Source organism: Gordonia otitidis NBRC 100426 (assembly GCF_000248075.1).
GTDB lineage: Bacteria > Actinomycetota > Actinomycetes > Mycobacteriales > Mycobacteriaceae > Gordonia > Gordonia otitidis.
On sequence record NZ_BAFB01000132.1, the window covers coordinates 40,653 to 65,536 of the forward strand.

21 protein-coding genes and 1 pseudogene are annotated in these 24,884 nt (G+C 66.8%); 5 read left to right on the forward strand and 17 right to left on the reverse strand.

What is annotated here, in order from left to right:
• Positions 1 to 2 precede the first annotated feature (2 nt).
• Positions 3 to 1,580, reverse strand: a complete 1,578-nt coding sequence (locus GOOTI_RS13955) for a (2,3-dihydroxybenzoyl)adenylate synthase (RefSeq protein ID WP_007239243.1) — start codon at positions 1,578 to 1,580, stop codon at positions 3 to 5.
• Between the two features lie 23 nt (positions 1,581 to 1,603).
• Here GOOTI_RS13955 and GOOTI_RS13960 point away from each other — a divergent pair, with 23 nt between their 5' ends.
• From GOOTI_RS13960 to GOOTI_RS13970, 3 genes are read left to right on the forward strand one after another with little or no spacing between them, the layout of a single operon-like run.
• Positions 1,604 to 2,308 carry an isochorismatase family protein gene (locus GOOTI_RS13960; protein ID WP_007239244.1) on the forward strand — a complete coding sequence of 235 codons (705 nt, stop codon included), beginning with the start codon at positions 1,604 to 1,606 and terminating at the stop codon, positions 2,306 to 2,308.
• Positions 2,301 to 3,014: a 2,3-dihydro-2,3-dihydroxybenzoate dehydrogenase gene (locus GOOTI_RS13965; protein WP_007239245.1), complete on the forward strand. Its 714-nt coding sequence runs from the start codon at positions 2,301 to 2,303 to the stop codon at positions 3,012 to 3,014. The genes GOOTI_RS13960 and GOOTI_RS13965 overlap by 8 nt, the downstream gene beginning before the upstream one ends.
• A gap of 18 nt (positions 3,015 to 3,032) precedes the next feature.
• Positions 3,033 to 4,049, forward strand: coding sequence for an ABC transporter substrate-binding protein (locus tag GOOTI_RS13970; protein WP_007239246.1), 1,017 nt, complete (start codon positions 3,033 to 3,035; stop codon positions 4,047 to 4,049).
• Positions 4,050 to 4,151: 102 nt separating this feature from the next.
• On the opposite strand, the gene GOOTI_RS13975 is transcribed toward GOOTI_RS13970, so the two are convergent.
• The 4 genes from GOOTI_RS13975 to GOOTI_RS13990 all read right to left on the reverse strand — a co-directional run bounded on the left by GOOTI_RS13975 (position 4,152) and on the right by GOOTI_RS13990 (position 10,670).
• Positions 4,152 to 5,345 carry a lipase family protein gene (locus tag GOOTI_RS13975; RefSeq protein ID WP_083835921.1) on the reverse strand — a complete coding sequence of 398 codons (1,194 nt, stop codon included), beginning with the start codon at positions 5,343 to 5,345 and terminating at the stop codon, positions 4,152 to 4,154.
• 93 nt (positions 5,346 to 5,438) lie between these two features.
• Positions 5,439 to 6,431, reverse strand: coding sequence for a methylmalonyl Co-A mutase-associated GTPase MeaB (gene meaB / locus GOOTI_RS13980; protein ID WP_007239248.1), 993 nt, complete (start codon positions 6,429 to 6,431; stop codon positions 5,439 to 5,441).
• 16 nt (positions 6,432 to 6,447) lie between these two features.
• Positions 6,448 to 8,739: a methylmalonyl-CoA mutase gene (scpA, locus tag GOOTI_RS13985; protein ID WP_007239249.1), complete on the reverse strand. Its 2,292-nt coding sequence runs from the start codon at positions 8,737 to 8,739 to the stop codon at positions 6,448 to 6,450.
• Entirely contained in the window at positions 8,736 to 10,670 is a 1,935-nt protein-coding gene (locus tag GOOTI_RS13990) for a methylmalonyl-CoA mutase family protein (RefSeq protein WP_007239250.1), read from the reverse strand. The genes scpA and GOOTI_RS13990 overlap by 4 nt, the downstream gene beginning before the upstream one ends.
• A gap of 144 nt (positions 10,671 to 10,814) precedes the next feature.
• Here GOOTI_RS13990 and GOOTI_RS13995 point away from each other — a divergent pair, with 144 nt between their 5' ends.
• Entirely contained in the window at positions 10,815 to 11,525 is a 711-nt protein-coding gene (locus GOOTI_RS13995; protein WP_051997978.1) for a TVP38/TMEM64 family protein, read from the forward strand.
• Between the two features lie 25 nt (positions 11,526 to 11,550).
• Here the strand turns inward: GOOTI_RS13995 and GOOTI_RS14000 are convergent, their stop codons facing one another.
• Genes GOOTI_RS14000 through GOOTI_RS14010 form a run of 3 tightly spaced genes read right to left on the reverse strand, consistent with a single transcriptional unit; the run spans position 11,551 to position 14,100 of the window.
• Positions 11,551 to 12,780 (reverse strand): SPFH domain-containing protein, encoded by a 1,230-nt coding sequence (locus GOOTI_RS14000; protein ID WP_007239252.1) that lies wholly within the window; start codon positions 12,778 to 12,780, stop codon positions 11,551 to 11,553.
• Positions 12,781 to 13,209: an NfeD family protein gene (locus tag GOOTI_RS14005; RefSeq protein WP_007239253.1), complete on the reverse strand. Its 429-nt coding sequence runs from the start codon at positions 13,207 to 13,209 to the stop codon at positions 12,781 to 12,783. It abuts the gene before it with no gap.
• 60 nt (positions 13,210 to 13,269) lie between these two features.
• Positions 13,270 to 14,100, reverse strand: coding sequence for a DUF3097 domain-containing protein (locus GOOTI_RS14010; RefSeq protein WP_174299144.1), 831 nt, complete (start codon positions 14,098 to 14,100; stop codon positions 13,270 to 13,272).
• Positions 14,101 to 14,208: 108 nt separating this feature from the next.
• On the opposite strand from GOOTI_RS14010, the gene GOOTI_RS14015 reads away from it, so the two are divergent.
• On the forward strand, positions 14,209 to 15,003 hold the full coding sequence (locus tag GOOTI_RS14015) for an Rv1486c family protein (RefSeq protein ID WP_039994124.1): 795 nt from the start codon (positions 14,209 to 14,211) through the stop codon (positions 15,001 to 15,003).
• A 42-nt stretch (positions 15,004 to 15,045) separates the two neighbouring features.
• On the opposite strand, the pseudogene GOOTI_RS14020 reads toward GOOTI_RS14015, so the two are convergent.
• The 9 genes and pseudogenes from GOOTI_RS14020 to GOOTI_RS14060 all read right to left on the reverse strand — a co-directional run.
• Positions 15,046 to 15,420, reverse strand: a pseudogene (locus GOOTI_RS14020) (SAM-dependent methyltransferase); the annotation flags it as partial.
• Positions 15,421 to 15,555: 135 nt separating this feature from the next.
• Entirely contained in the window at positions 15,556 to 16,719 is a 1,164-nt protein-coding gene (locus GOOTI_RS14025; protein ID WP_007239257.1) for a ferrochelatase, read from the reverse strand.
• Positions 16,716 to 17,552 (reverse strand): NADH-dependent enoyl-ACP reductase InhA, encoded by an 837-nt coding sequence (inhA, locus tag GOOTI_RS14030; RefSeq protein WP_007239258.1) that lies wholly within the window; start codon positions 17,550 to 17,552, stop codon positions 16,716 to 16,718. Before inhA ends, GOOTI_RS14025 begins: the two co-directional genes overlap by 4 nt.
• Before the next feature lie 83 nt (positions 17,553 to 17,635).
• Positions 17,636 to 18,373 carry a 3-oxoacyl-ACP reductase FabG1 gene (gene fabG1, locus GOOTI_RS14035; RefSeq protein WP_007239259.1) on the reverse strand — a complete coding sequence of 246 codons (738 nt, stop codon included), beginning with the start codon at positions 18,371 to 18,373 and terminating at the stop codon, positions 17,636 to 17,638.
• 61 nt (positions 18,374 to 18,434) lie between these two features.
• Positions 18,435 to 19,412: a VWA domain-containing protein gene (locus GOOTI_RS14040; RefSeq protein ID WP_007239260.1), complete on the reverse strand. Its 978-nt coding sequence runs from the start codon at positions 19,410 to 19,412 to the stop codon at positions 18,435 to 18,437.
• A gap of 8 nt (positions 19,413 to 19,420) precedes the next feature.
• On the reverse strand, positions 19,421 to 20,359 hold the full coding sequence (locus tag GOOTI_RS14045) for a DUF58 domain-containing protein (protein ID WP_007239261.1): 939 nt from the start codon (positions 20,357 to 20,359) through the stop codon (positions 19,421 to 19,423).
• Positions 20,349 to 21,611, reverse strand: a complete 1,263-nt coding sequence (locus GOOTI_RS14050; RefSeq protein ID WP_007239262.1) for an AAA family ATPase — start codon at positions 21,609 to 21,611, stop codon at positions 20,349 to 20,351. The genes GOOTI_RS14045 and GOOTI_RS14050 overlap by 11 nt, the downstream gene beginning before the upstream one ends.
• A gap of 181 nt (positions 21,612 to 21,792) precedes the next feature.
• Positions 21,793 to 23,346: an NlpC/P60 family protein gene (locus GOOTI_RS14055; RefSeq protein ID WP_007239263.1), complete on the reverse strand. Its 1,554-nt coding sequence runs from the start codon at positions 23,344 to 23,346 to the stop codon at positions 21,793 to 21,795.
• Positions 23,347 to 23,706: 360 nt separating this feature from the next.
• Positions 23,707 to 24,315, reverse strand: coding sequence for an Rv1476 family membrane protein (locus GOOTI_RS14060; RefSeq protein WP_039994118.1), 609 nt, complete (start codon positions 24,313 to 24,315; stop codon positions 23,707 to 23,709).
• Positions 24,316 to 24,884: the final 569 nt, after the last annotated feature.

Sequence of the window (24,884 nt, forward strand, 5' to 3'; positions counted from 1 at the left end):
GCTCAGCCAGCGAGCAACTCCCGCAACTTCTTGCGGCTCACCTTGCCGACGCCGGTTTCGGGGAATGATTCGACGATCTTGACGGCGTCGGGGAGCTTCCACTCGGCGAGACCGTTCTCACGTACGAACCGTCGGATGCCGGCGAGATCCGGCGGATCGTCGACATCGTCGGGGATCAGGTAGGCGCACGTCCGCTCGCCCAGATACTCGTCGGCGACGGCAACGACGATCGCATCGCGCACCGCGGGATGGGTCAGCAGCTGTTCCTCGAGCTGTTCGGCCGACACCTTCTCACCCCCACGGTTGACCCGATCACCACCACGCCCGCGAACGACGACGTTCCCGTCGGCGGTGAGTTCGACGATGTCCCCGGTGCGATACCAACCGTCGGGTGCGAACGATGCCGGACTCGCCCCCTGCCAGTACGCCCGGATCGTGTACGGCCCCTGGGTCTCGAGGAAGCCGGGCCCCGAGCCGGCGTCGTCGCCGTTCTCGTCGACGAGTCGGATCTGGTCGGCACCCGACATCGGACGCCCCTGCGTCGTGGTGATCGCCTCGATCGGATCGTCGAGCCTCGTGTAACAGACGAGCCCTTCGGCCATCCCGAACACCTGCTGCAACCGCACTCCGAGCGCAGGCCCGATCCGGCGCGCGAGTTCGTCGGGACAGCGGGCCCCACCGACCTGAATGGTCTCCAGCGACGAGATGTCGAAGTCCGTTCCCGCTTCCGCGGTCTCGGTCCACAGTCGCGCCAGCGGGGGCACCAGTCCGGTCATGGTGACCCGCTCGCGCTCCACCATCTGCCAGGCCACCGAGGGTGCCGGTGACGCGGTGAGAGCGATGGTTCCGCCCGCGCACATCGCGCCGAGGATGCCGGGCGAACTCATCGGGAAATTGTGTGCGACCGGAAGTGTCGCAAGATAGACCGTCTCGGCGTCGACCCCGCACAGTTCGTTGCTCCGCCGGACGCTGTAGAGGTAATCGTCGTGGGTGCGCGGGATGAGTTTCGGGATCCCCGTGCTCCCGCCTGAGAGCTGTAGAAAGGCCAGAGCTGCGGGATCGGCACGTGGATGCTCGACGGGGTCGGCACAGATCGCGTCGAGGTCGTCGGCGTCGACCCAGTGCCGCACCGAATCAACCTGCGCTGCAATGGTGTCCGCCAGACTCGCATAGTCGAAACCGGCGTCGTGACGTGGCGAGATGACGGCGACCGCCCCGGCGGCACGGGCGATACCGACGAGTTCACCCGCACGATGGGCCGGCAGCGTGAACACCGGGATGGCACCCACGCGGAACAGTGCGAAGACCGCTTCGACATAGCAGGCGCGGTTGGGGATCTGCACGATCACCCGATCGGTGGGTGCGATGCCGAGAGCGACGAGTCCCGCCGCGATCCGACCCACCCGCGCGTCGAGGTCTGCGTACGTCAGTCGACGGTCGATGTCGACCACGGCTGTCCGGTGTGCGGTGTCGGGTGCAGCGGCGCGCGCGTGCAGCACGTCGTCGAACGTCTCCCCGGCCCACAGGCCGTTCGCCCGATATTCTGCGTCGAGTTCCGGGGGCCATGCAGACACGAACATAAAGGTGAGGCTACCCTAACGGGGTGGCTATCCCGACGATCACCCCGTATCAGATCCCCGAGGGGCCGTTCCCTGCCCGAGTTGACTGGCAGCTGAATCCCGCACGCGCCGCGCTGCTGATCCACGACATGCAGAACTACTTCATCGACGCCTACGACACGCAGGCCGAGCCGATGGCGACCGTGCTGCCGAACATGGTCGCGATCCGCGAGGCGTGTGCGTCGGCTGGCGTGCCGGTCGTCTACACGGCACAACCCGGCGACCAGCATCCGTCGCGGCGCGGCATTCTCGCCGACTTCTGGGGCAGAGGCCTCGATTCCGGGCGCGACGAGAACATCATCGACGAGTTGGCGCCGCGACCCGGCGACATCACGGTCACCAAGTGGCGATACTCCGGATTCCAGCGCACCGATCTGCGACACCTGCTGGCTCACCACGGGCGCGACCAGCTGATCGTCATCGGCGTCTACGCCCACATGGGCTGCATGATCAGCGCCACCGAGGCCTTCATGATGGATGTCCAGCCGTTCTTCGTCGCCGACGCCGTTGCCGACTTCACACGGGAAGAACACGAGATGGCGTGCAGCTACGTGGGCAAGCGTGCCGGACGAATCCTGAACTCCCGCAACGTCGTCGACGCACTGCGTCAGCGTTCGGACACCGACGCACTGCGCCAGCGTTCGGACACCGACGTGAGGCCGTCGCACGCGAGCCATACGCATGTCTGACCCCGGAACTCTCTCGGGGTTGCGTGCCGTCGTGACCGGCGCCGCGGGAGGTATCGGTGCCGCCGTCACCGCCGCACTGCGCAGCGACGGAGCGCTGGTCGATGCGTGGGACATTCTGGCGCGCAACGATCTTCGTACCGTAGATGTCACCGACCGAGCGGCGGTGATCGACGCGTGGCACGCAGCAAGCTCGAGCGGTCCCATCGACATCGTCGTCTCGGCGGCGGGCGTGATGTCCGACGACTGGGACACATGCATGGCCGTCAACGCCGACGGGGTACGCAACCTGCTCGACGTCGCGATCGACGACCTGACCGGCCGAAAAAGCGGTGCCGTCGTGGTGATCTCGAGCAATGCCGGTGCCATCCCACGATCAGGATTGGCCGCGTACGCCGCATCGAAAGCCGCCGCGACGTCGTATACGCGGAGCCTTGGGTTGCGCGCCGCGCCCGACGGAGTGCGGGTCAACATCGTGTCCCCCGGCTCGACGGACACACCGATGCTTCGCGGCATGTGGTCCGACGACACAGCCCACGACCGGGTACTCGCCGGGGAACCCGAGGCCTTCCGTCTCGGAATCCCGCTGGGGCGCATCGCAACTCCCGAGGACATAGCCGCCGCCGTCGTGTTCCTGGCGTCCGACGCCGCGCGTCATATCACCATGCACGACCTGCGCGTTGACGGAGGTGCAACGTTGGACATGTGATGTGCGATATACACCTCTGTGGAACCAGACAAAACCGTCATCGACGATTGGATTGAAGTGAAACACACGCGCCGCACCACGCGGGCACTCGCAGTCCTGCTCACCGCAGGATTGATCGGCTTCCTGGCAGCATGCTCTTCCTCGGACGACGACAACGCGTCGTCCTCGTCATCGGAATCGTTCACCCCGGTGACGATCGATCACGAGTTCGGCAGCACGAAGATCGACAAGAAGCCCACCAAGGTGGTCTCGCTGATCACCGACTGGACCGATACCCTCGCCGCTCTGAACGTGCCGATCACCGCGGAATTCGTGCCCCAGGGCAGCAAATCGTTCGAGTGGACACCCAAGCACGACAGCGAAGTGGTGCAGGTTGCTGACCCCTCGCAGGTGAGTGTCGGCGAACTCGCCAAGTACCAGCCGGATCTGATCCTTGCCGGCTACCTCGGCGACAAGAGCCGCTACGACAAGCTCGCCGAGATCGCGCCGACCATCCCGGTCCTGGTGAAGGGCGCGACGGCCGACACGTGGGAGAAGATCACCACCACCGCGGGTGAGATCTTCGGCAAGCAGCAGCAGGCGACCGAACTCGTCGACTCGACCAACAAGAAGATCGCCGATTTCAAGTCCCAGCATCCGGCCGCAATGGGCAAGACCTTCACCTTTGCGCAGGTCGGTCCGACCGGTCAGGTCGGCGCGATCAACACGACCGAGGATGCGGCCGCAGGCCTGATCGCACAACTCGGGTTCACCCTGAATCCGAAGGTCGCCGAGCAGCACAAGGAGGGCTCGACCCGCTCGTTGATCTCTGCCGAGCGCATCGACCTTCTCGATTCGGATCTGCTCGTGGTCTACGTCCCGGGTGGCGATCCCGCAGTCGCCGAGCGCGTTCCGGGATGGTCGTCGCTGCCCGCGGTCAAGAACGGCACCGTGATCTTCCTCGATGACAACACACAGCCGGCCTTCAGTGTGCCCAGCGCGCCGTCGGTCGGATTCGTCATCGACAAGCTCGACCCCGTGGCCGCCAAGCTGTGAGATAGACCCCGGGCTCATACGACGAGGAGCGCTCGGCTGGACGTCCAGCCGAGCGCTCCTCGCATCTGTACCGCTCGGTGCGTGTGACCTCGCGTGGTCTCGCTAGCCCTTCGGCCAGTTCAGTCCCTGCGACCACGCGAGGGCATTGGTCTCCGCGTACACCCCGACACCGTGACCGGCCTGATAGGTCCGCAGATCGACGGTGACACCGTTGCCGCGTGCGCGGTCGACCCACTGTTGGGTCAGCGGAGCGAACGCGACCGGGTCCAGGGTGCCCTGCTGCACCAGGATCGGCGCCGGGTAGCCCTTCTCCGGAACCGAGGTCACCGACCGGAGCGCGGGGATCAGCGGACCCTCGTTGAACGGCCTGGCCACCAGTTGACCGACGCTCATACCCTTCGTGGCGCGTCCCTGGTTCGGGTAGCACAGCGTCTGCGCGTCCTCGACCACCTTGCGTCCCTGCGGGGTCAGATAGGAGTCGACGTCGACGTCGGGGCGGGCAACCTTCAGCCCGGCGAGCACGTAGGAGAAGTAGGTCACGTAATCGGGGACCTCGACGGGCGGCACGCCCGGTCGGATGACGGAGAAGTAGTCGGCGATGTCGACCGGCGGGGAGGTCGCTGCCACACCGACGTTGGTGAGTTCGGGAGCGTAGGACGGCGCGAGGTGACCTGCCCACAACGAGGCATGTGCGCCCTGCGAGCCTCCCGACGACAAGAAGCCCCGGGACACCGCGGAGTTCGTGTACCGAGGCGTCACCACGCGGGCCGCGCGCACCGAATCGATGATGTTCTTACCCGCAACGTCGCCGTCGAGGTAGGCATGGACGCCCGGTCCGCCGATACCTGCGTACTCGGTCGCCGCGATCACATAGCCCTTCTTCAACCACGGTCCGAGCCAATCGTCGTACCGACCCTGATGTCCCATGCGATCGGTGACAGTGCAGTCGTCGCCGAGACCTGCGGTGCCGTGTCCGTACGCGAGTACGCGATAACCACCTGCCGGCGCCGTGACAGCCGGAATCATGATCGTGGCGCGCACCGGGACGAGCCGGCCGTCCGACTGCGCCGAGAGATAGGTCACCGCAATGACTTTGCCCGCACCGGCGACCTTCGCGTCTGGTCGGTCGGTGATGTCCTCGGCAGTGAGTACGGTGCCCGCAGTCGACGGCGCGGCGTCGGCCGGTGCCGACGTCACGGTGAGTGCGAGCCCCACGACGAGGGCCAACAGCATCGACACACCCGCTCCGAGTGTCGCGGCGACACGGCGTCGCGGGATCCGGGCCTGAGAACTCATGAGACCGCCTTCCATACGCAGAGACCGCCCGAGATTAGGCGACCCTAAGCAACCTAGCAGGCCTAACTGTCCGATCGGTGCGCGCCCCGGATGTCACGCGCGGTCGAAAGCCGTGAGGATCTCCTGCGCCGCAAGAGCGGGTGTGACGTCTCCGGACGCAATACGCCTCTCGACATCTGTTCTGACCGCAGCGACGTCGGGGCTTGCCGCGAGGCGATTGAGTACCTCGTCGCGCACCATCGTCCAGGTCCAATCGATCTGTTGACGACTGCGTCGGGCGTCGAACTCCCCCGCTTCGACCAATGCGGAGTGGTGACGTTCGACCGTCGACCAGAACTCGTCGATGCCGGTCTTCTCGAGTGCACTCATCGTCAGCACCGGGGGCACCCAGAGCGCGTCGTGGGGGTAGATCAGCTTCAGTGCGTTCTTCAGTTCGCGCGCAGCACCTTTGGCCTCGGTGAGATGCGAGCCATCCGCCTTGTTGACCACGATCACGTCGGCGAGTTCGAGGACACCCTTCTTGATGCCCTGCAGCGAGTCGCCGGTGCGCGCAAGTGTGAGGAACGTGAAGGTGTCCACCATGTTGGCCACGGTCACCTCCGACTGGCCGACTCCCACCGTCTCGACCAGCGCGACGTCGAATCCGGCGGCCTCCACGAGCACGATGGTCTCGCGCGTCGCCTTGGCGACACCGCCGAGCGTCCCGGAGGTGGGTGACGGACGGATGTAGGCGTCGGGGTGCACGGCGAGCGTGCCCATCCGGGTTTTGTCGCCGAGGATCGATCCCCCGGTGCGCGTGGACGACGGATCGACAGCGAGGACCGCCACCCGATGCCCCTGCTCGATCAGATGCATGCCGAGGGCTTCGATCGTCGTCGACTTGCCCACTCCGGGTACCCCGGTGATGCCGACCCGGAACGACTTCCCCGCGTGGGGCGTCACCCGCAACAGAAGCTCTTGCGCCGCCCGCCGGTGATCGGCCCGGGTGGACTCGACGAGCGTGATCGCGCGAGCGAGGTCGGCGCGACGATCACCGAGGACGCCGTCGGCCAACGCATCGACGTCGACCCGGCGCTGCACACCCATCAGATCTGCACACCCATCAGCCGGCAGCCACCTCCGGTAGCTCGAGTTCGAGGTTGTCGGCGAGTTTGGAGATCAACTCGACGGCGGAGTCGGCGATCACGCTGCCCGGCGGGAAGATCGCCGCAGCGCCTGCCTCGTAGAGCTCGTCGAAATCTCCCGGTGGGATGACCCCGCCGACGACGATCATGATGTCGTCGCGACCGACCTCGGCCAGCGCCTTGCGCAGTGCGGGCACGAGCGTGAGATGGCCTGCGGCGAGCGACGAGACCCCGACGACGTGCACGTCGTTGTCGGCTGCCTGCGCTGCGACCTCCTCCGGTGTGGCGAACAGCGGGCCGACGTCGACGTCGAATCCGAGGTCGGCGAATGCCGTGGCGATCACCTTCTGGCCACGGTCGTGGCCGTCCTGGCCCATCTTCGCGACGAGGACACGGGGGCGTCGACCCTCGGCTTCGGCGAAGCGTCGGACGATGTCGGTCGCCGCATCGATGTTGCTCACGTCGCCTGCCTCATGCCGGTATACCCCGCTGATGGTCTTGATCTGCGCTTGATGGCGACCATAGACCTTTTCCAACGCCGCGGAGATCTCGCCGACCGTCGCCTGGTGGCGCGCCGCCTCGATCGCGAGGGCCATCAGGTTGTCGTCGAGGCCGTCGGAGCTGCCGGTCGACGCCGCCGCGCGGGTCAGATCGGCGAGTGCCTTGTCGACAGCGACCGGATCGCGTTGCGCGCGAAGCCGCTCGAGCTTCTCGAGTTGTTCGGCCCGAACCTTGGAGTTCTCGACCTTGAGGACCTCGATCTCCTCGTCGTCGTCGACCCGATACTTGTTGACGCCGATGAGCGGTTGCTGCCCGGAATCGATCCGAGCCTGTGTGCGGGCTGCGGCTTCTTCGATGCGCAGCTTGGGTAGGCCCTCGTTGATGGCCTGGGTCATGCCGCCGGTCTCCTCGACCTCGGCGATGTGGCGGCGTGCCTTCTCGGCAAGCTGTGCGGTGAGCCATTCGACGTAGTTCGAGCCTGCCCAGGGATCGATCGCGCGGGTCGTCCCTGACTCCTGCTGCAGGAGTAGCTGTGTGTTGCGGGCGATGCGCGCCGAGAAGTCGGTCGGTAGCGCGATGGCCTCGTCAAGGGCGTTGGTGTGCAACGACTGCGTGTGCCCCTGAGTCGCTGCCATGGCCTCGACGCACGTTCGTGCCACGTTGTTGAAGACGTCCTGTGCGGTCAACGACCAGCCGGAGGTCTGCGAATGTGTGCGCAGTGACAGCGATTTCGGGTTCTTCGGCTCGAACTGTGCGACCAGTTCACTCCACAGCAGGCGTGCCGCGCGCAGCTTGGCGACTTCCATGAAGAAGTTCATGCCGATACCCCAGAAGAAGGATAGGCGCGGCGCGAACTTGTCGATGTCGAGTCCCGCCTCGATACCCGCACGGATGTACTCGACGCCGTCGGCGAGGGTGTACGCGAGCTCGAGATCGGCTGTGGCCCCGGCCTCCTGGATGTGATAGCCGGAGATGGAGATCGAGTTGAACCTCGGCATCCTGGCGCTGGTGTAGGAGAAGATGTCGGAGATGATCCGCATCGACGGCTTCGGCGGATAGATGTAGGTGTTGCGGACCATGAACTCTTTGAGAATGTCGTTCTGGATGGTCCCCGCCAGCTTCTCCGGTGGCACGCCCTGTTCTTCTGCGGCAACGACATACAGCGCCAGAATAGGCAGCACGGCCCCGTTCATCGTCATCGACACCGAGACCGAACCGAGGTCGATACCGTCGAACAACTGACGCATGTCGAGGATCGAGTCGATCGCGACGCCCGCCATACCGACATCACCCGCGACGCGCGGGTGATCGGAATCGTAGCCGCGGTGGGTCGCGAGGTCGAAGGCCACCGACAGACCCTTCTGGCCCGCCGCGAGATTCCTGCGGTAGAAGGCATTTGACTCCGCTGCCGTGGAGAACCCCGCGTACTGGCGGATCGTCCACGGCTGGTTCACATACATCGTCGGGTACGGACCGCGGATGAAGGGCGCGGTGCCCGGGATCGAGTCCAGCGGATAGGGGTGCTCGCCGTCACGGGTGACGGCGTCGCGGTCGGCGCGGGTATAGATCGGTTTGACGTCGATGTGCTCGGGCGTGCTCCAGACCACCTGCTCTGTCGAGTACCCGTTCGCCGCTGCCAGCGAGTCGATCGCCTCGTCGACGTCTGCGAAGTGGACCTTCGCCACCGGGTCGTCGGAACCGTCGAGCGCGACGTCGGCGAAGCTGCCGATCGTCGAGGCGTGTTCGGTGGTGTGCTGTGTGTCGGTCATGCCGAGACTCCCGAGGTGGTCGACCCCGCAGGAGTCGATGCTGTCAGCGTGTCGAAGAGATCGCGCAGTGTGGCGACGGCGTCGATGCCGACGCGCAGTGAACCGTCAGGGCTGTCGGATTCCGTTGACGGCCATTCCTTGTCGGCACCGGCGAGCAGCACGGTGGAGACCCCGGCAGCCCGAGCGGCGGCCAACACAGCGGGTCCGTCGTCGGCATAGCGGCGCGTGGTGCCGCAGATCACCGCGACGGGACTGTCGGCGCCCGCGACGAGATCCGCGACGTCGTCCGCGGTGACCGGTCCCGGATTGATCACCGCGATACCGCCCGCGGCGAGGAGGTTCGCCACGAAGGTGGTACGGGCGTTGTGTTCTGCGACGCTGCCGAGCGGGAGCAGCAGCACCGTCGGACGTCTGCCGGTGTCGGCGAGCACGGCATCCGATCGGTCACGCAGTTCCTCGAACGCCCGACCGACGCGTGCGAGGCGCGGAGTGCCGGTGACGAGGTCGGTTGCATCGGCGACGTCGGAGCCGAGAGGTCTCTCGTCGAGGTTCGGGAACTCGCTCACCCCGGTGACCGGTTTACGGCGGTGGGCGACCTCGACGTCGCGTCTGGCCAGCGATTCGCCGACGCGATCGGTGATCCAGCCTGATTCGAGCGCCGCGCGGTAACCTCCACCCGCTTCGATGTCGGTGAACACGGCCCAGGCGTTCGACGCGAGGTCGTCGGTGAGGCTCTCCACGAACCACGAACCACCGGCGGGGTCGAGGACTCGCCCGATGTTGGATTCCTCGAGGAGCAGCAGCTGCGTGTTGCGGGCGATGCGTCGGGTGAACGTCGGACCTGACGTCCGCTGCGCCGCAGGCAGTGCCGCGTCATAGCCGAGCACCGTCACCTGATCAGCGCCTCCGACACCGGCACCGAAGGCGGCGACCGTGCTGCGCAGCATGTTGACCCAGGGATCGCGCTGCGAATACATCGACAACGCGGTGACCGCATGTGTCAGTGCGCCACCGGCATCCCTGGCGTCGACGACCTGCGCGACACGGGCCCAGATCTTGCGCAGGGCACGCAACTTGGCGGTGGAGGCGAACTGGTCGTCGTCGACCGACACACCGAACGTGATCTGTGTCAAGGCCTGCGCCGCGGTCAGTCCCGCGTCGGTGAGGTCACGCAGATGGGTGACCGCCGCGGCGACGACGAGCGCGATCTCGAGCCCGTTGTCGGCTCCTGCGGTCGCGAAGTCGGTGCCGTCGACGCGAAAGGCTCGGACGGCCGGATCGGGGTCGGCGGCCGCGAACGCCGTGGCGCGCTCCGCCTCGACGCTCGGGCGGCCGCTGAACGCCGCGGTCAGCGGCGACAGGCCGAGCGAATGTGTCGTACTCGCGGTGGGCGTGGTGGCGACCGGCGGTTGCGGTGCCCCAGCGCGGATCGCGGCGAACGCCTCGGCGGCGGCGATCCCGTCGGCACCTGCGTCGAACGTCACCGGTACCAGGTCGAGGATGACGTCGGCGAGCACTGCGGGTAGGTCGTCGGGCGTGAGCGTCCCTCCCAGAGCGATCCACAGTCCGCTCGTGCCGTTGTTCATCGCTTCGAGAATCTCGGTGTTGACCGCAGCGGGAGAGTCGGTGGAGTCGCCGAACCGCTCGGTCACCCGCCAGCCCATCGTCACGTCGCGGGCCGGGTCGGCGCCGCGGATGTAGGGAAACGCCCCCGGCAGGCCAGCCTCGGTTGTTTCGTCCTTACGGGTGTAGAGCGGGCGAATGGTGAGACCGTCGGCGGTCGTCGTCGACAGGAGTGCTTCGGGGGTATCGGGAAGGTCGTCGACGTCGACGCGACGCGATTTCGCGAGCACCGCCGCTGCAGACTCCGACCACGTGCGGTAAGTGGCGTCGAGGTCGGCGGCTTCGGACTGCACAGGCTGATCGTTCATGTGGTCTGACTAACCTCCGTGAGGCTCCTGTCGGGTGCGTAACCGAACCTTAGCCGATCGCTCGCTCGGTCTGGCATCGGCTCCCGCGGAAAACCCGGGCGCTGCGCACCGGGAACACGCGTCACGACCGAGTACAGTGGCCCGGTGCCTGCTGAGACCGTGTCGCCGTCGCCCCCGCGGGGTGTCGGGGAGAGGACAGCACGGCGTCGAGTGGTCCGTAACGCGGTGATCGCGTTCGGAGCAGTGTGCGTGCTGCTGGCCGTGTCGTATCTGGTGCCCATACCCACGGTCGCACATGTACGTAGCTGGGGCGAGAACCTCGGCCCCGTCTTCGTCTGGGTCTTTTTCACCGCCTATGCGCTACTCACCGTGTTCCCCATCCCACGCACCGTCTTCACCGTGTCCGCCGGTGCACTGTTCGGGCCGGTGGTCGGCCTCGTCGGCGCACTTATCGCAACCGCGATTGCCGCGACGCTCGGGTTTCTTCTCGCGCGGTGGGCCGGACGCGACCGCGTCACCCCGTTCCTTCATCGCCCGGTCGTGATCACCATCGACAACCGCCTCGCAGCACGCGGGTGGTTGGCGATCGGCTCACTTCGGCTGATCCCGGTCTGTCCGTTCTGGCTGTTGAACTGGTGTGCCGGACTCTCGTCGGTGCGTCTGCTCCCCTACCTGGTCGCATCGGTGGTCGCCTCCGCGCCGGGCACTGTCGCCGTGGTCCTGCTCGGCGATGCACTGACCGGCCAGCGCAATCCCCTGCTGATCCTGCTCAGCGGGACCTTCTTCGCCGTCGGTGTCGTCGGGTTGATCCTCGACGTCCGACTCCCCGTTCGACGACAGGCGGACGCCGACTGAGTGACCCCCCGCAGGGCTCAGGCCGTCACTGGCTGCCGGATGCCGGTTCTTCGGACTGGGCCTTCGCCCCGGGTTCGGTCGACGCGGGGTCGGTCGACGCGGGTTCGGCACCCGTGTAGGGCAACGACGATCGGGCGGGGCGGGTGGTCACCTCCGGCGCGACAGGCTTGCGCGCCACGGCTTCGGCTTCCGCGACCGCCTGCGCCACCTTGGGATCTGAGGCCAGGGAGAACCAGTCGTCGGTCTCGGCGTCGTCGACGGTCGGCGGCGACTCGTCGTGGTTGGGCTCGTAACGGAACACACCGTCGTCGCCCTGATTCGCAAACGACCTGGCAAAGCCCTGCAGTGCCGACCCGAAGTCGGTCGGCAGCACCCAGACCTTGTTGGCCTCACCCTTGGCCATCTCAGGAATCTGCTGGAGATACTGATAGGCGAGGACTTCCGGGGTCGGCTTACTGGTCTTCACCGCGGCGAACGTCTTCTCGATCGCCTTCGCTTCACCCTGCGCCTTGAGGTACACTGCGGCCCGATCACCCTGCGCGCGCAGAATCCGGGACTGCCGGTCGGCCTCCGCAGCGAGGATCGCGGCTTGCTTCGCGCCTTCGGCCGCGAGGATCTGGCTCTGCTTGTTTCCTTCTGCGGTCTTGATCGCAGACTCACGCTGACCCTCGGCTGCGAGGATCGTCGCACGCTTCTCTCGATCGGCCTTCATCTGCTTCTCCATCGACTCCTGAATCGATGGCGGGGGCATGATCGACTTCAATTCGACGCGGGCGACCCGCAGACCCCAGCGTCCCGTCGCCTCGTCGAGAACACCACGCAGCTGCCCGTTGATGGAGTCACGGGAGGTCAGCGTCTCCTCCAGCGTCATGCCACCGACGACGTTGCGCAGGGTCGTGATGGTGAGTTGCTCGACACCCGCGATGTAGTCGTCGATCTCGTACACCGCTGAGCGGGGGTTGGTCACCTGGAAGTAGACGACGGTGTCGATGGACAGTGTCAGGTTGTCCTCGGTGATCACCGGCTGCGGGGGAAACGACACGACGCGCTCACGGATGTCGACGCGCGCACGGATGCGATCGATGAACGGCAACAGGAGCGTCAGCTGGCCCGAGACGGTCCGCGTGTACCGACCGAGTCGCTCGATCACCGCTGCCTCGGCCTGCGGGATCAGTGCGACCGATTTCGCCAGCACCACCACGACGAGCAGTACCAGCAGGATCACCACGGCCAAGCCAACGTATTCCATTGCCATTCATCCCTTCCAGACGACGGCGGTGGCGCCGTCGATCTGCACGATCGTCACGTGCTCTCCCGGCTCGATGGTTTCTTCGGGATCCATCGACCGTGCCGACCAGATCTCACCGCCGATCTTGACCCGTCCATCGCGGCCGTCGACCAGCTCGGTCACCACCGCCTGCTTGCCTTCCAAGGCCTCGGTGTTCGTCAGTACCCGCGGACGACTGAGCATGTGGCGCTTGGCGACAGGACGTACGACGGCGACGAGCAGGATCGACACGACGGCGAAGACCACGCCGTCGACCCAGATGGGCGGGTCGAACGCGACGTCGACTCCAGCCGCGGCGAGCGCGCCACCTCCGAGCATGAGAAGGACGAGATCGCCACTGAAGATCTCTCCGATCAGCAGCACGATCGCGGCGGCAAGCCAGATCAGTGCGCTCATGTATTCATTGTGCCAGAGCGTATCCGGCAAATCGGACGTCGGCGTGGTCCGATTGCGGGGTCAGTCGTCGCCGGGGGTCAGCGTGACGAAGTCGATCAACTCCTCGACCGAGCGCAACAGCGGGACCTCGAGGTCGCGGAAGTCCTTGACCCCCGCCAGGACTCGGCGCCACCCGTCTTGCGGTGTACCCCAGCGCAACCGCGCGCATATCCCCGTTTTCCAGTCTTCGCCACGCGGAACATCCGGCCACGCGGTGATCCGCACCGACGCAGGTTTCACAGCCTGCCAGACGTCGATGTAGGGATGCCCGCACACCAGCACGTTCTCACCGACCTCGGCGGTCAATCGCTCCTCTTTCGAGCCGGCGACGAGATGGTCGACGAGGACACCGGCACGACGGTGCGGCGCGGGACCGAACTGTCCCAGCGCCGCCTCCAGATTGTCGAGGCCGTCGAGACTTTCGACGACGACGCCCTCCGCCCGCAGGTCGGCACCCCATACGCGTTCGATGAGCGTGGCGTCGTGTACGCCCTCCACGAAGATGCGGCTCGCACGCGCCTGCCGCGCGCGTTGGTGGGGCACGACGCGTGAACCCGAGGCGGTCCGCGTCGCGGCCTGCGGTCCCCTGGTGCGCGGACGCACCAGGGTCACCGGCTTGCCGTCGATGAGGAAGGCGGCAGGCATCATCAGGAACACCCGCGATTGTCCGTGACGGTCCTCGAGCCGCACCAGATCGCCGGAGTAGCTCTTCTCCAGTCCGATGACCGCGCCGCAGAATCCCGTGGCCGCATCCTCGACCACCAGATCGCGTTCGGCCGCGACCTCGGGCGCGCGGGGCTTGGCCCGCCGCGGGGTCGCGAGTACGTCTCGTACGTATCGGTCGTCGCTCACCAGCGATACGGTAGGTCGCCGCACGGTCGGAGTCTCCTCGCCACGCCGGTCGATCGGGACGCGAACGCGCGCAGCGTGACATCGCCGCTCTCGGTATCGTGGTTCCTCGTGACCAGTACCGACCACACCGTCGCGCGCGCGTGGCCCGCGTGTGCCCTCGGCGGCTGGTCGGCGGCGTGGCTCGCCGGCCGATGCTCCCCCGACGACGTCGCCGACACGCTCGCGACGTTCGCCGGTCGCCACATCGTCGATGACCGCACCGACCACCCCCGCGCCGACGGTGACGGTGTGCTGGGAATTCTCGGGATTCTGCGCGGCGCAACGGCGATGTCGGTTCGCCTGCCGTCTGCGGGCGATCCGCACGGCCTGCCTCCCGGACGGGCCACGTCGGCCGCCTTCGCAGCGGGCGAAGTGCTGTTGGTCGACGACGGTGTGGGCTCCGGCCCGCTGGCCCTCGTCCCCGCACTCGACGGTGACGCGTGCCGGTGGACCGTCGACCGGTACGCGTCGGCGCTGCCCGCAGACCCGTCGGCACCTGTCGGTGAAGTCGAATATCAACTGCGACAGTCGGTATCGGAGGCAGCATCCCTGGCGACCCGGGTCGGGTCGCGCGCGGGCAACCCTCCGGCCGATCTGCGCGGTTCCGTCCGCGCGCTCACCTTGCGGAATCAGGTCGATCTTCCACCCCACGACGACACTCGCGCGAGCAGAGTGATCGACACCGCCGCGCAGATCGAGGCCATCGTCACCGTCGCCGGTGCCGGCGACGTCACCTTCGGCTCCACGTCGAACGAATTGCATTCCGGCGACAGCGAATTGCGCCGACTCGTCGCACTTGCACGCGCCGCGCGCGGCGCCGCGGTCAACCGGGTCATCTCCGAGTACCTGCCGATCATCCCCTGAGCCACATCGGATGTGGAGCACTCGGTCCGACGAGGCCGAGGTTCAGCGTCGACGTGCCTCGATGAGATGGCGCGTCGAGTGTGCGACGAACGGTCCCTTGTCGTCGATCTGATCCTGCAGAGCGCGCAAGCGGTCACGATAGCTGTCGACAGTGAACCCTGGCACCCACCACACGAGCCTGCGGAGCAGGTAGACGACCGCCGCGACGTCGTGGATCTCGATGCGGAGTCGAGCGGTGCGAAGGTCGACGATCTCGAGTCCCGCCGCTTCCGCTGCCCGCACCTCGTCCGCGGGATGCCTGTCTCGACGCGCGTCCGGTTGTGGTCCGAGGAAGAATTCGATCAGTTCGAAGCCGCTGACCGGTCCGACGTGCTGAGCGAAGTACGTTCCGCCGGGAACGAGCACCCGAGCGATCTCCACGGCGGACGCTCCTCGGTGGCCTGTCCGTCGAGCCAGGAGAAATCCCACCCGGATACGTCGGCCCGGGCACCGACGTCGAGTAATGCATCGAACGATTCGGTACCCCGCTCGTCTGGCATGTCGACGGGCCGCTCAGTGACGCTGCGGACGACGCGCTGGAACGCAACAGTTCGGGCGGCACGTCGCACCGTTGTCGGCGCAGCCGAGTGCGCGGAGGTCGCCCCCGCCGTCGGCGTAGCGGTCGATGAGATCGGCGATCATGCTGATGAACCGCGGATCGGTGCCGACTGTGTCGGCACGCGCGTAGTCCATTCCGAGTTCTTCGGCCTGTTCAGCGGCTTCGTTGTCGAGGTCCCACACCACTTCGAGGTGATCGGAGATGAATCCGATGGGACTCACCACGACCCGACGTACGCCCGCGGCCGACAGCGATTGCAGGTGATCGCAGATGTCGGGTTCGAGCCACGGGATCTGCGGCGGCCCCGATCTCGACTGCCAGACCTGATCAACCGCCGTATCGCTGCCCTTGTGGTCGAGATCGTCGTCGAACCCACCCTCGCGGAGCGCCTCGACGACCGCGTCGGACGCGGCACGGACCTGACGCGAGTAGAGATGCCCTCCGCCCGCGGGAATGCCGTTTCCGGTGTGTTCGTCGGTGGCGTCGACCGGCCCCGACGCCGCGTCGGCCGACGTCGGCACCGAGTGCGCGGTGTAGACGAGGTGCGCGGGCATTTCCGACTGCGGCAGCGCCGCCACCGCGCGCCGGACGGCATCTCTGCCTGCCTCGACGAACGCCGGCTCGGCCCAGTACTGCGGGAGTTTGCGGAGCAGCAGCGGATCGTCGGCGACGCCGGGCATCCGCTCGACCAGTGCAGCGAGGGCGCGTCCGATGTCCTCGTGGTACTGGCGGCACCCGGAGTAACCGCCCCATGCCGACGTCGGGAACACGAGGACGCGCCGGTGACCGTCGGCGTACATCTGCGCAACGGTGTCCTCGACCATCGGCTCCCAGTTGCGGTTGCCGAAGTAGACCGGCAGGTCGCGGCCCCTGCGTGCGAGTTCGGCGCGTAACGAGTCGATCATGTCCAGGTTGAGCCGGTTGATCGGCGACACCCCACCGAAGTGGTGGTAGTGCTCGGCGACGGCCTCGAGGCGTTCGCGCGGTATGCCGCGACCCCGGGTGACGTTCTCGAGAAACGGCATCACCTCGTCGGGCCCGTTGGGTCCGCCGAACGAGAGGAACAGCACGGCGTCGAACGCCGCGCTGTTTTGCGTGGTCGATTCCCGGGAGATCACTCGCTGAGGAAGTTCTCCGGGAACCACGTGTTGTGGCTGGCCCCACCGTCGACGTAGACGATCGAGCCGGTGGTGCCCGGCAGCCAATCGCTCAGCAGGGTGCAGACGCTCTTGCCGACCACCGTCGGGTCGTTGACGTCCCATCCGATGGGCGACGCACCGTCCCAGTAGGTGTTGAGCATGGTGAGTTTCTTGGCGTCGTCGGTTGCCGTCCCCGAGATCGCCTTGGCTGCAAGGGTTTTGATGGGCCCGGCAGCGACGAGATTGGATCGGATCTTCTTCGCGTAGCCGACCTCGCGAGCGACATAGCGGTTCACCGACTCCAGTGCGGCCTTCGACACGCCCATCCAGTTGTAGTCCGGCAGCGCGGTGCGGGGATCGAAGTCCATGCCGACGATCGAGCCGCCCTCGTTCATCACGGGCAGCGCGGCGCGGGCCAGCGAGGCATAGCTCCATGCCGAGATCTCGAACGACTTCGCGACGTCGGGGCCCGGACCGTCGAGGAACGGCACGGCGTCGGGGCCCATAAGGGTCTTCGGGGCGAATGCGATCGAATGCACCACGCCGTCGACGCCCTCGGGAGCGAGTTCGCGGACCTTGTCGGCGAGCGCACCGAGGCTCTCCTCGTCGGTGACGTCGAGCGGTATCGCAGGAGGCACCTCTTTCGGAAGGCGCTTGGCGATACGGTCGATCAGCCGGAGACGCTCGGGGATGCCGGTGATGATCACCTTGGCGCCCTGCTCCTGTGCGACGCTGGCGGTGCTGAACGCGATCGATGCGTCGGTGATGATGCCGGTGATGAGGACGGTCTTTCCGTCCAGGATTCCGCTCACAGTGTTGGGCTCCTCTGCGGGTGTGCGTTGCTCGTGGTCGGCTGACGGGTGGTGGGAGACGGCGGGATCGGACGGTGAACGGCCTAGTGGCCCATGCCGAGGCCGCCGTCCACGTTGATCACGTTTCCGGTGACGTACGCGGAGTCGTCGGACGCGAGGAAACTGACGACGGCGGCCACCTCTTCGGGCTGGCCCATGCGCTTGGCCGGGATCGCCTGGTCGACGGCCGTCTTGGTGTACTCCTCGGGAAGTGACCGCGTCATGTCCGTGTCGATCAAGCCCGGCGCGACGACATTCGCGGTGATGTTGCGCCCACCGAGTTCGCGGGTCACCGAACGGGCGAGACCCACGAGTCCGGCCTTCGACGCCGCATAGTTCGCCTGTCCCGGGGTTCCCATGAGTGCGACGACCGATCCGAGGTAGATGAAGCGGCCCCAGCGCTTGCGCAGCATGTCGCGGGTCGCGGCCTTGGTCACGCGGAACGCGCCCGTCAGATTGGCGTCGACGACGTCCTCGAAGCTGTCGACGCTCATGCGCATGAGCAGGGTGTCGGCGGTGATGCCGGCGTTGGAGACCACGACCTCGACCGGCCCCTGGTGTTCGGCGACCTCTTTGAACGCGGCGTCGACGGATACCGTGTCCGTCACGTCGCAGGTCACCCCGAACAGGCCCTCGGGGGCTCCCGAGCCGCGATGCGTCACGGCGACCTTGTGGCCGTCGGCAGCCAACCGTCGGGCGACCGCGAGACCGATGCCGCGGTTACCTCCGGTGACGAGTACTGAGCGCGAGGCACGGCTGGGAGATTCATTGCTCTGCGACATGGGTAACAAACCTATCCGGTGAGAATGCGTGCGACGTTGGCAGGGTCGGCGGGTCGGCCGCTCAGGGTAATCGCTGGTTGATGAGCATCGCTCCGCCCGCGGCGAGGATGACGAAGATCGTGCCCGCGAGCAACCAGGGCCACGAGTCGTCACCCTTGCGGTACTCGTAGCCGATCTCCTCCTGCAGGGTGCTGTAGACCTTGTTCAGCTCGTCGAGACTCGACGCCGTGAAGAATCTGCCGCCACTGAGGTTGGCGATCTTCCGCAGCGAGTCGTCGTCGACGGGAACCGGGACCTGATCACCCTCGAGGTCCACGGTTCCGGTGGACGTGCCGAAAGAGATGGTGGAGACGGGGACCTGTTCCTCCTTGGCCTTACGCGCAGCAGTGAACCCGCCGCGCGGATCGTCGGGGTCGTCCGGCACGGTCTCTTTGCCGTCGGAGAGCAGCACGATGCGGGCGGGCGGCGCACCGTCGTTGCCGCCCAGGACGGCGTTGAGTGTCTGGATCTGCTGCAGCGCGGCGAAGATTCCCTCACCGGTGGCCGTCTTGTCGGCGAGTTGGAGTTTGTCGACGGCCTGCTTCGTCGCGTCGTGATTCGGGGTCGGGGTCACCAGGGTCGACGCCGTACCCGCGAACGAGATCAGACCGAGGTTGATGCCGTCGGTGAGGTTGTCGGCGAACTGCTTCGCGGCGGATTGGGCAGCCTTGATGCGCGATGGTGCGACGTCGGTCGCATTCATCGACCGCGACACATCCATCACCAGGATGACCGTCGCCTTGTTGCGCGGGATCTTGCGGTTGGCCTGCGGCCCGGCGACCGCGACCACGAGCAACACCAGCGCCAACAGCAGCGCAACCATCGGGGCGTGTCGTAGCCAGCGCCTCCACCGCGGCTCCGCGGGCACGAGCCGATCGAGCATCTCCGTGTTGGCGAACTGCAACGCGCGTTGACGTCGCATACGCAGCATGTACCAGTAGCCGACGGCGAGCGCGGCCACGAGGACGAGCGCGAGCAACCACCAGGGGTGCGAGAACACTGCCGTCCTCACCCCACCCCGGCGGCGAGTCCGCGGCGACGGCGTCCGACGAACTTCACCATGTCGTTGATCCAGTCGCGGTCGGTGCGCAACGAGAGCACGGGGCCACCACAACTGCGGATGGTGCGGTGCACCTGCTGCTGATGTGCGCGTGCGGCGTCGGCGAAGTCGCGGCGCAGCTTGTCGGTGATCGTCACCTGTCGGATCTCACCCGACTCGGCGTCGGCGAGAGTGACGTCGCCGATGGGCGGGAGGTCGAGGTCGCGGGGATCGAGGACTTCGATGGCCAACAGCTCGTGATGGGCGCCGATCGCGCGCAGCGAACGCTCCCAGTCGATCGGTCCGAGGAAGTCGCTGATCACGACGGCCAATCCGCGTCGGCGCTGCGGTCGACGCAACGCTTCGAGTCCGGCCTTGAGGTCGCCGCGGACTCCCGGCGCCGCGCGGCGTGTGGTCGCGATCGCCTTGAGCAGGCTCAGGTCGTGGGCGCGCCCCGCGTGCGCCGGCACCCGGACGATCTTGTCTCCCGTGCACACGATGGCGCCGTGGCGGTTTCCGCCGCCCGAGGTCAGGTGCACGATGGCCGACGACGCCGCGACGGCGAGTTCGCGCTTGGTGTGATCCACGGTCCCGAAGTCGAGGCTGGCGGAGGCGTCGACGACGAGCCACGTCTCGAGCTCGCGGTCGGCGATCATCTGACGTACGTGCGGCTGCGTCGTACGGGCGGTGACCGACCACTCCATCCGACGGATGTCGTCGCCGGGTTGGTATGGGCGAGCCTCCCCCGGCTCGGAACCGGGCCCGGGGATCAGACCCTGGTGTTCGCCCTGCAGGACACCGTCGAGCTTGCGACGAACGGTCAACTCCAATGACTTGAGCGCAGCAGAGAGCTGCGGTTCGTCGAGGAGTCCCGAATCAAGCGATGGCAGAGAGCTGTTAGCCGCCATACCGCGCTGACGTCTGGTTGGCCTGGCCCGGGTAACGACCCTGCTGGGCACCGTTCACCTGCTGGTTCTGTCCCGGTGCCGGGGTGCCGTTGGGGCCGGCGGTGTGCGGTCCGGACGCTTGGGGACCGGGCGCTTGGGGACCGGCTCCGAGCGGCCCCGGCGCCTGCTGGCCCGGCATTGTCTGAACCGGCGGACCCGCAGCCGGTTGCACGGGCTGTGTCCCGACCTGAGGCAGGCCGATGGTCTGCAGGATGCGGTTGATGATCTGGTCGGCGGTCACTTCGTCAGCCAGGGCGTCGTAGCTGAGCACGAGTCGGTGGCGGAGCACGTCGGGGATGAGTTCGACGATGTCGGCCGGGATGACGTAGTCGCGGCCGCGGACGAGCGCGAGCGCCCGAGCGGCGGCGACGATACCCAGGGTCGCACGCGGAGACGCGCCGTACGACAGCCAGGAGTCGACGTCGTGCAGCCCGAGCTCAGCTGGGCGTCGGGTGGCGTTGATGACACGGACGACGTAGTCGACCAGCGCGTGGTGCACGAAGACGTTGGCTGCGGTCTCCTGAAGCCGGATAGTCGTCTCCGGGTCGAGAATCTGTGCAGCACTCGGCGGCACGTTACCCATCCGGTAAACGATCTCTCGCTCCTCCTCGACCGAGGGATAGTCGACGAGGATCTTGAACAGGAAGCGGTCGCGCTGCGCTTCGGGCAGCGGATAGACGCCTTCGTTCTCGATGGGGTTCTGGGTCGCCATGACCAGGAACGGATCCGGCATGGGGTAGGTGGTGCCGCCGATCGACACGTGCCTTTCGGCCATGACCTCCAGCAGGGCCGACTGCACCTTCGCGGGCGCGCGGTTGATCTCGTCGGCGAGCAGGAAATTGGCGACGACGGGCCCGAGTTCGGTGTCGAACTCCTCGCGCCCCTGACGATAGATGCGCGTGCCCAACAGATCCGTTGGCACGAGGTCGGGCGTGAACTGCACGCGGGAGAACGTGCCGCCGATGACCTTCGCGAAGGTCTCGACCGCGAGGGTCTTTGCGACACCCGGCACGCCCTCGAGGAGAATGTGTCCGCGTGCGAGGAGTCCGACGAGAATGCGTTCGACGAGCTGATCCTGGCCGACGATGACACGCTTGACCTCATAGATCGCCCGTTCCACGAGCTTCACGTCGTCGTCGCTGAGCGTCACCGCTCCCCCGCCCGCGTTCGACGCGTCCTGCGCCGGCTCGGTGTTCGGATGCGAAGAGGTCAACCCCTACTCCTAAAGTTCGTCCGTTCCCGGCGCAGCCGGGCTTGCACGGTGCACGTTCGTCGACACTGTCCGCGCGCGAGGGCTCGATCGAGTGCCGGCATGGTTGGCTGCCAGCCTAGCCGTGCGTCCTGAAAACGCGCCAAGAAGGTCGTGCCGACGTCGTCGCATCAGCGACTGGAGGCTAGAGAAGCCTCACCACGTTGGGCATCGCGCCCGCGGTCCGCAGTGGAGACACCTTCACCACGTCACCCGACTGCGGTGCCTCGACCATCTTGTTGTCACCGAGGTACAGCGCGACGTGCTCACTCGCGTTGGGGCCGTAGAAGATCATGTCGCCGCGCTGCATCTGCGCGAGCGGCACCTGCGGACCCGACGTGTACTGATAGCCGGTGTAGTGCGGAAGCTGGATGCCGACGCCCGCGAAGGCGTACATCATCAGGCCGGAGCAGTCATAGCCGATCTTGTTGTAGTCGCCGAAGGAGTCGGCGACACCGCCGTCGCGAATACCCTGCGTCGGGCCGTTGGCGTCGCCGCCTCCCCATGCGTAGGGCACGTTGAGCTGGGACAGCGCACGGTTCACGACTATCTCGACCGCCTGGGGGCCACGCAGGCCCGGCCGGACCGGACCCCCGCCACCACCCGAGGAGCTGCCGAACAGCGTGCCGAGGCTGCCCGAGCCGAGTCGGCTGGTGATGCTGTCCGCGCCGGACGATCCGAGCGACGCACCTCCGAGACCGAGTTCGTCGAGCAACTCCGAGTGCGGGATCTGTGCTTGCCCCACCAACGCCGCCAACGCCTTCTGCCCAAGATCTCCCGCGAGGCGCGCGGCCGCCTCTGCGGCGACCTGGAGGGCCTGGTTGTCGCTGGTGGCGTCGACCTCCGTCGCGCCCGGCGCTGCCGGTCGCGGTCCGGGGAGTCCCGGGATGCCCGGGAACAAGCCCGACAGCAGGTCGGTCGGCGCAGGAGCGTCGACCTTCTTGGGCGTGGTGACGGTGCCCCGCAGTTGGTCGAGCTTCTGCTGCACGGCGTTGCGCTGGGCGACCAGCGAGTTGCGACGCTGCTGCTCGCCCGCCATCGCCGACTGCGCTTCGCGGACCGCGGCGAGTGCGTCGTTCTTGCGCTGCTCGGCACCCGACGTGGCCAGCGCCGCCTGGCGTTTGAGCGCCTGCAGTGCCGACACACGGTTGGCCTCTTGATTGCGGGCAACCTGCAGGCGACGGATGGTGTCCTGCTGGTTGCGGGCAACCCGATCGAGCGTGGACATCCGCTCCAGCACCCTGTCGGGGTTGTCCGACGAGACGTATTTCGTCATCGAACTCGTCGTACTGCCGTTCCGGTAGACATCGCGGATCAGCGCGTCGAAGGACCTCTGCGCGTCCTTGGTGGCGCGGGTGGCTTTGCCGAGGGAGTTCTCGGCGCCCTCGGCAGCCTGCGTGGCGAGTTGTTGGGCTGCGACCGAATTCTGGTAATCGGCCAGCGACCGGTTGGCGTTCTCCTGGCGCACGGCAACTGCGCCGTCGAGATCCTTGATGTTCTGGTTTGCCGTCGCGATCTGATTGATCAGTGTCGACACCGCACTCGGCTTCTTCGGTGCTGTCGCACCTGGTGCGGCCATGGCCTGGCCCGCGCCCATGCCACTGAGCAACGCGACCGCAAGCGCGGCCCCGAAACGTGCGAACCGCGGTCCACCCCGCCTGGGGGCACCACGGGCCACACCGGTGGTCACTCGCCTCACGTGAAACTCCTCGCCCTCGCCGGCGATGCCATGACTCGAGTGATCGCCTCGAGTCGCACGCATCTCCATGTCCGAACACAGGGTGCACGTCTTCCCCAACCGACCAACGTGCATCACCTACCACATGTGGTGCATCGGCTACCAATAGCAACACAAGTGACATGAGAACCGTACGTCACATCGGACACACGAGAAAACCGCAGCCACGAATTACATACGGGTGATTACCTGCGAAAATGCCGTGAACAGCCCAAAAGACGACGCGACTGGTCGCGTATCGAATTGGCAACGAGATGTGAGGAGGTGGCGGGACCTCGGATGTGGGACGTGTCCGACCTCAGGCGGTCGTGACCGCGAGGCTCACGTGGCAGACGAGTCCGCAGTCCGGTCGGCGGCCGACTCGGCGGTCTGCTCGCCCGGGCCCGACGACCCTCGTGTATCCGGGCGTCCCTGATCGACGACCACAGCCGCGTCCTCGCCGCGGCGTCGACGCGCTCGAACAGACCGCACGCGGGCGAGCACCGCGCCGACGATCGTCACCAGGATCAGGACGATCGTCACCAGGGTCCAGTCGATCTGCGGCGCAGTCAGCTCGTCGTACATCTGGGTCGCGGCGACCGTAGGCTTCTGCAGCGTGAGATCGTCCATCGCCTGCTCCTGCACGACGCGACTGAACTCGTTCGACGCACTGCCGACCGAGTTGGGCCCGATCACCAGCACTGTTCCGCCCACCTGGGACTGCAGCTCGGTTGCGATGTCGCGGTAGTAGGTGAAGTTGGGTTGCGACTCGGTCAGCACGACGACGTTGAGCTCGTAGCCGTCGGACTTGGCGCGGGCCACCAACGACCGGAGTTCGGGCTCCTGATCAGCGGGCGCGGCGACGTGATCGGCGAGGAGTTCTGATCGCAGCGCTGCCATGTCGACGTTCGCAGGGATTATCGCGGGATAGCCCTGTGGACCTGGACTCATCGGATGTACCCAACTTTCTGCTCCGCGTCGACCACGCTGTGCGCTACCCGAGGCCAGCGCTGCCCCGTTAGCCTGGCTGCCCCGACCATCCTGCCCAATGGCCGATCGTCGTCGGGGACCTACCCCCGCGTGTCACACCCGAAGGTTTCGCGGTCATTAAATGTCGCCGACCCCCTCGCGACCGGGTGAACCTCGTCTCGTGCCATGCGACAGAATGGAGGATGCTGGAGGCGGGCGGTTGCCGAGCGTGTCGCGTGTTGTTAACAGTACAACCGTACTGTTAACATGAGGTGGTGACCACGGCGGCCCCGTGGCCGCCCGTGAGGGCAGGTAGGCCTCGGCACCACCCGCCGACGCCACCGACAGCACTCGAACACTCGACGCAGCCCGTCGGGTGACGGTCGGAGTCGACGAGCGGCGTTCGTCGACGAGCCAGCCAAGCAGTCACGCGTGCGCACACGCGAGACGTCGAACGACGCCGACGCAGCCCGTCGGCACGAGGAGAGTGGATAAGTCGTGAGTATCAATTCCTTTGGCGCCCAAGGCACCCTCGAGGTGGGCGACAAGTC

Bases quoted from the DNA above. Each gene is read 5' to 3' on its own strand.
- GOOTI_RS13955 (WP_007239243.1), bottom strand. From the start codon at position 1,580: ATGTTCGTGTCTGCATGGCCCCCGGAACTCGACGCAGAATATCGGGCG.
- GOOTI_RS13965 (WP_007239245.1), top strand. From the start codon at position 2,301: ATGTCTGACCCCGGAACTCTCTCGGGGTTGCGTGCCGTCGTGACCGGC.
- GOOTI_RS13975 (WP_083835921.1), bottom strand. From the start codon at position 5,345: ATGAGTTCTCAGGCCCGGATCCCGCGACGCCGTGTCGCCGCGACACTC.
- meaB (WP_007239248.1), bottom strand. From the start codon at position 6,431: ATGGGTGTGCAGCGCCGGGTCGACGTCGATGCGTTGGCCGACGGCGTC.
- scpA (WP_007239249.1), bottom strand. From the start codon at position 8,739: ATGACCGACACACAGCACACCACCGAACACGCCTCGACGATCGGCAGC.
- GOOTI_RS13990 (WP_007239250.1), bottom strand. From the start codon at position 10,670: ATGAACGATCAGCCTGTGCAGTCCGAAGCCGCCGACCTCGACGCCACT.
- GOOTI_RS14000 (WP_007239252.1), bottom strand. From the start codon at position 12,780: ATGGCAATGGAATACGTTGGCTTGGCCGTGGTGATCCTGCTGGTACTG.
- GOOTI_RS14005 (WP_007239253.1), bottom strand. From the start codon at position 13,209: ATGAGCGCACTGATCTGGCTTGCCGCCGCGATCGTGCTGCTGATCGGA.
- fabG1 (WP_007239259.1), bottom strand. From the start codon at position 18,373: ATGTCGCAGAGCAATGAATCTCCCAGCCGTGCCTCGCGCTCAGTACTC.
- GOOTI_RS14045 (WP_007239261.1), bottom strand. From the start codon at position 20,359: ATGGCGGCTAACAGCTCTCTGCCATCGCTTGATTCGGGACTCCTCGAC.
- GOOTI_RS14060 (WP_039994118.1), bottom strand. From the start codon at position 24,315: ATGAGTCCAGGTCCACAGGGCTATCCCGCGATAATCCCTGCGAACGTC.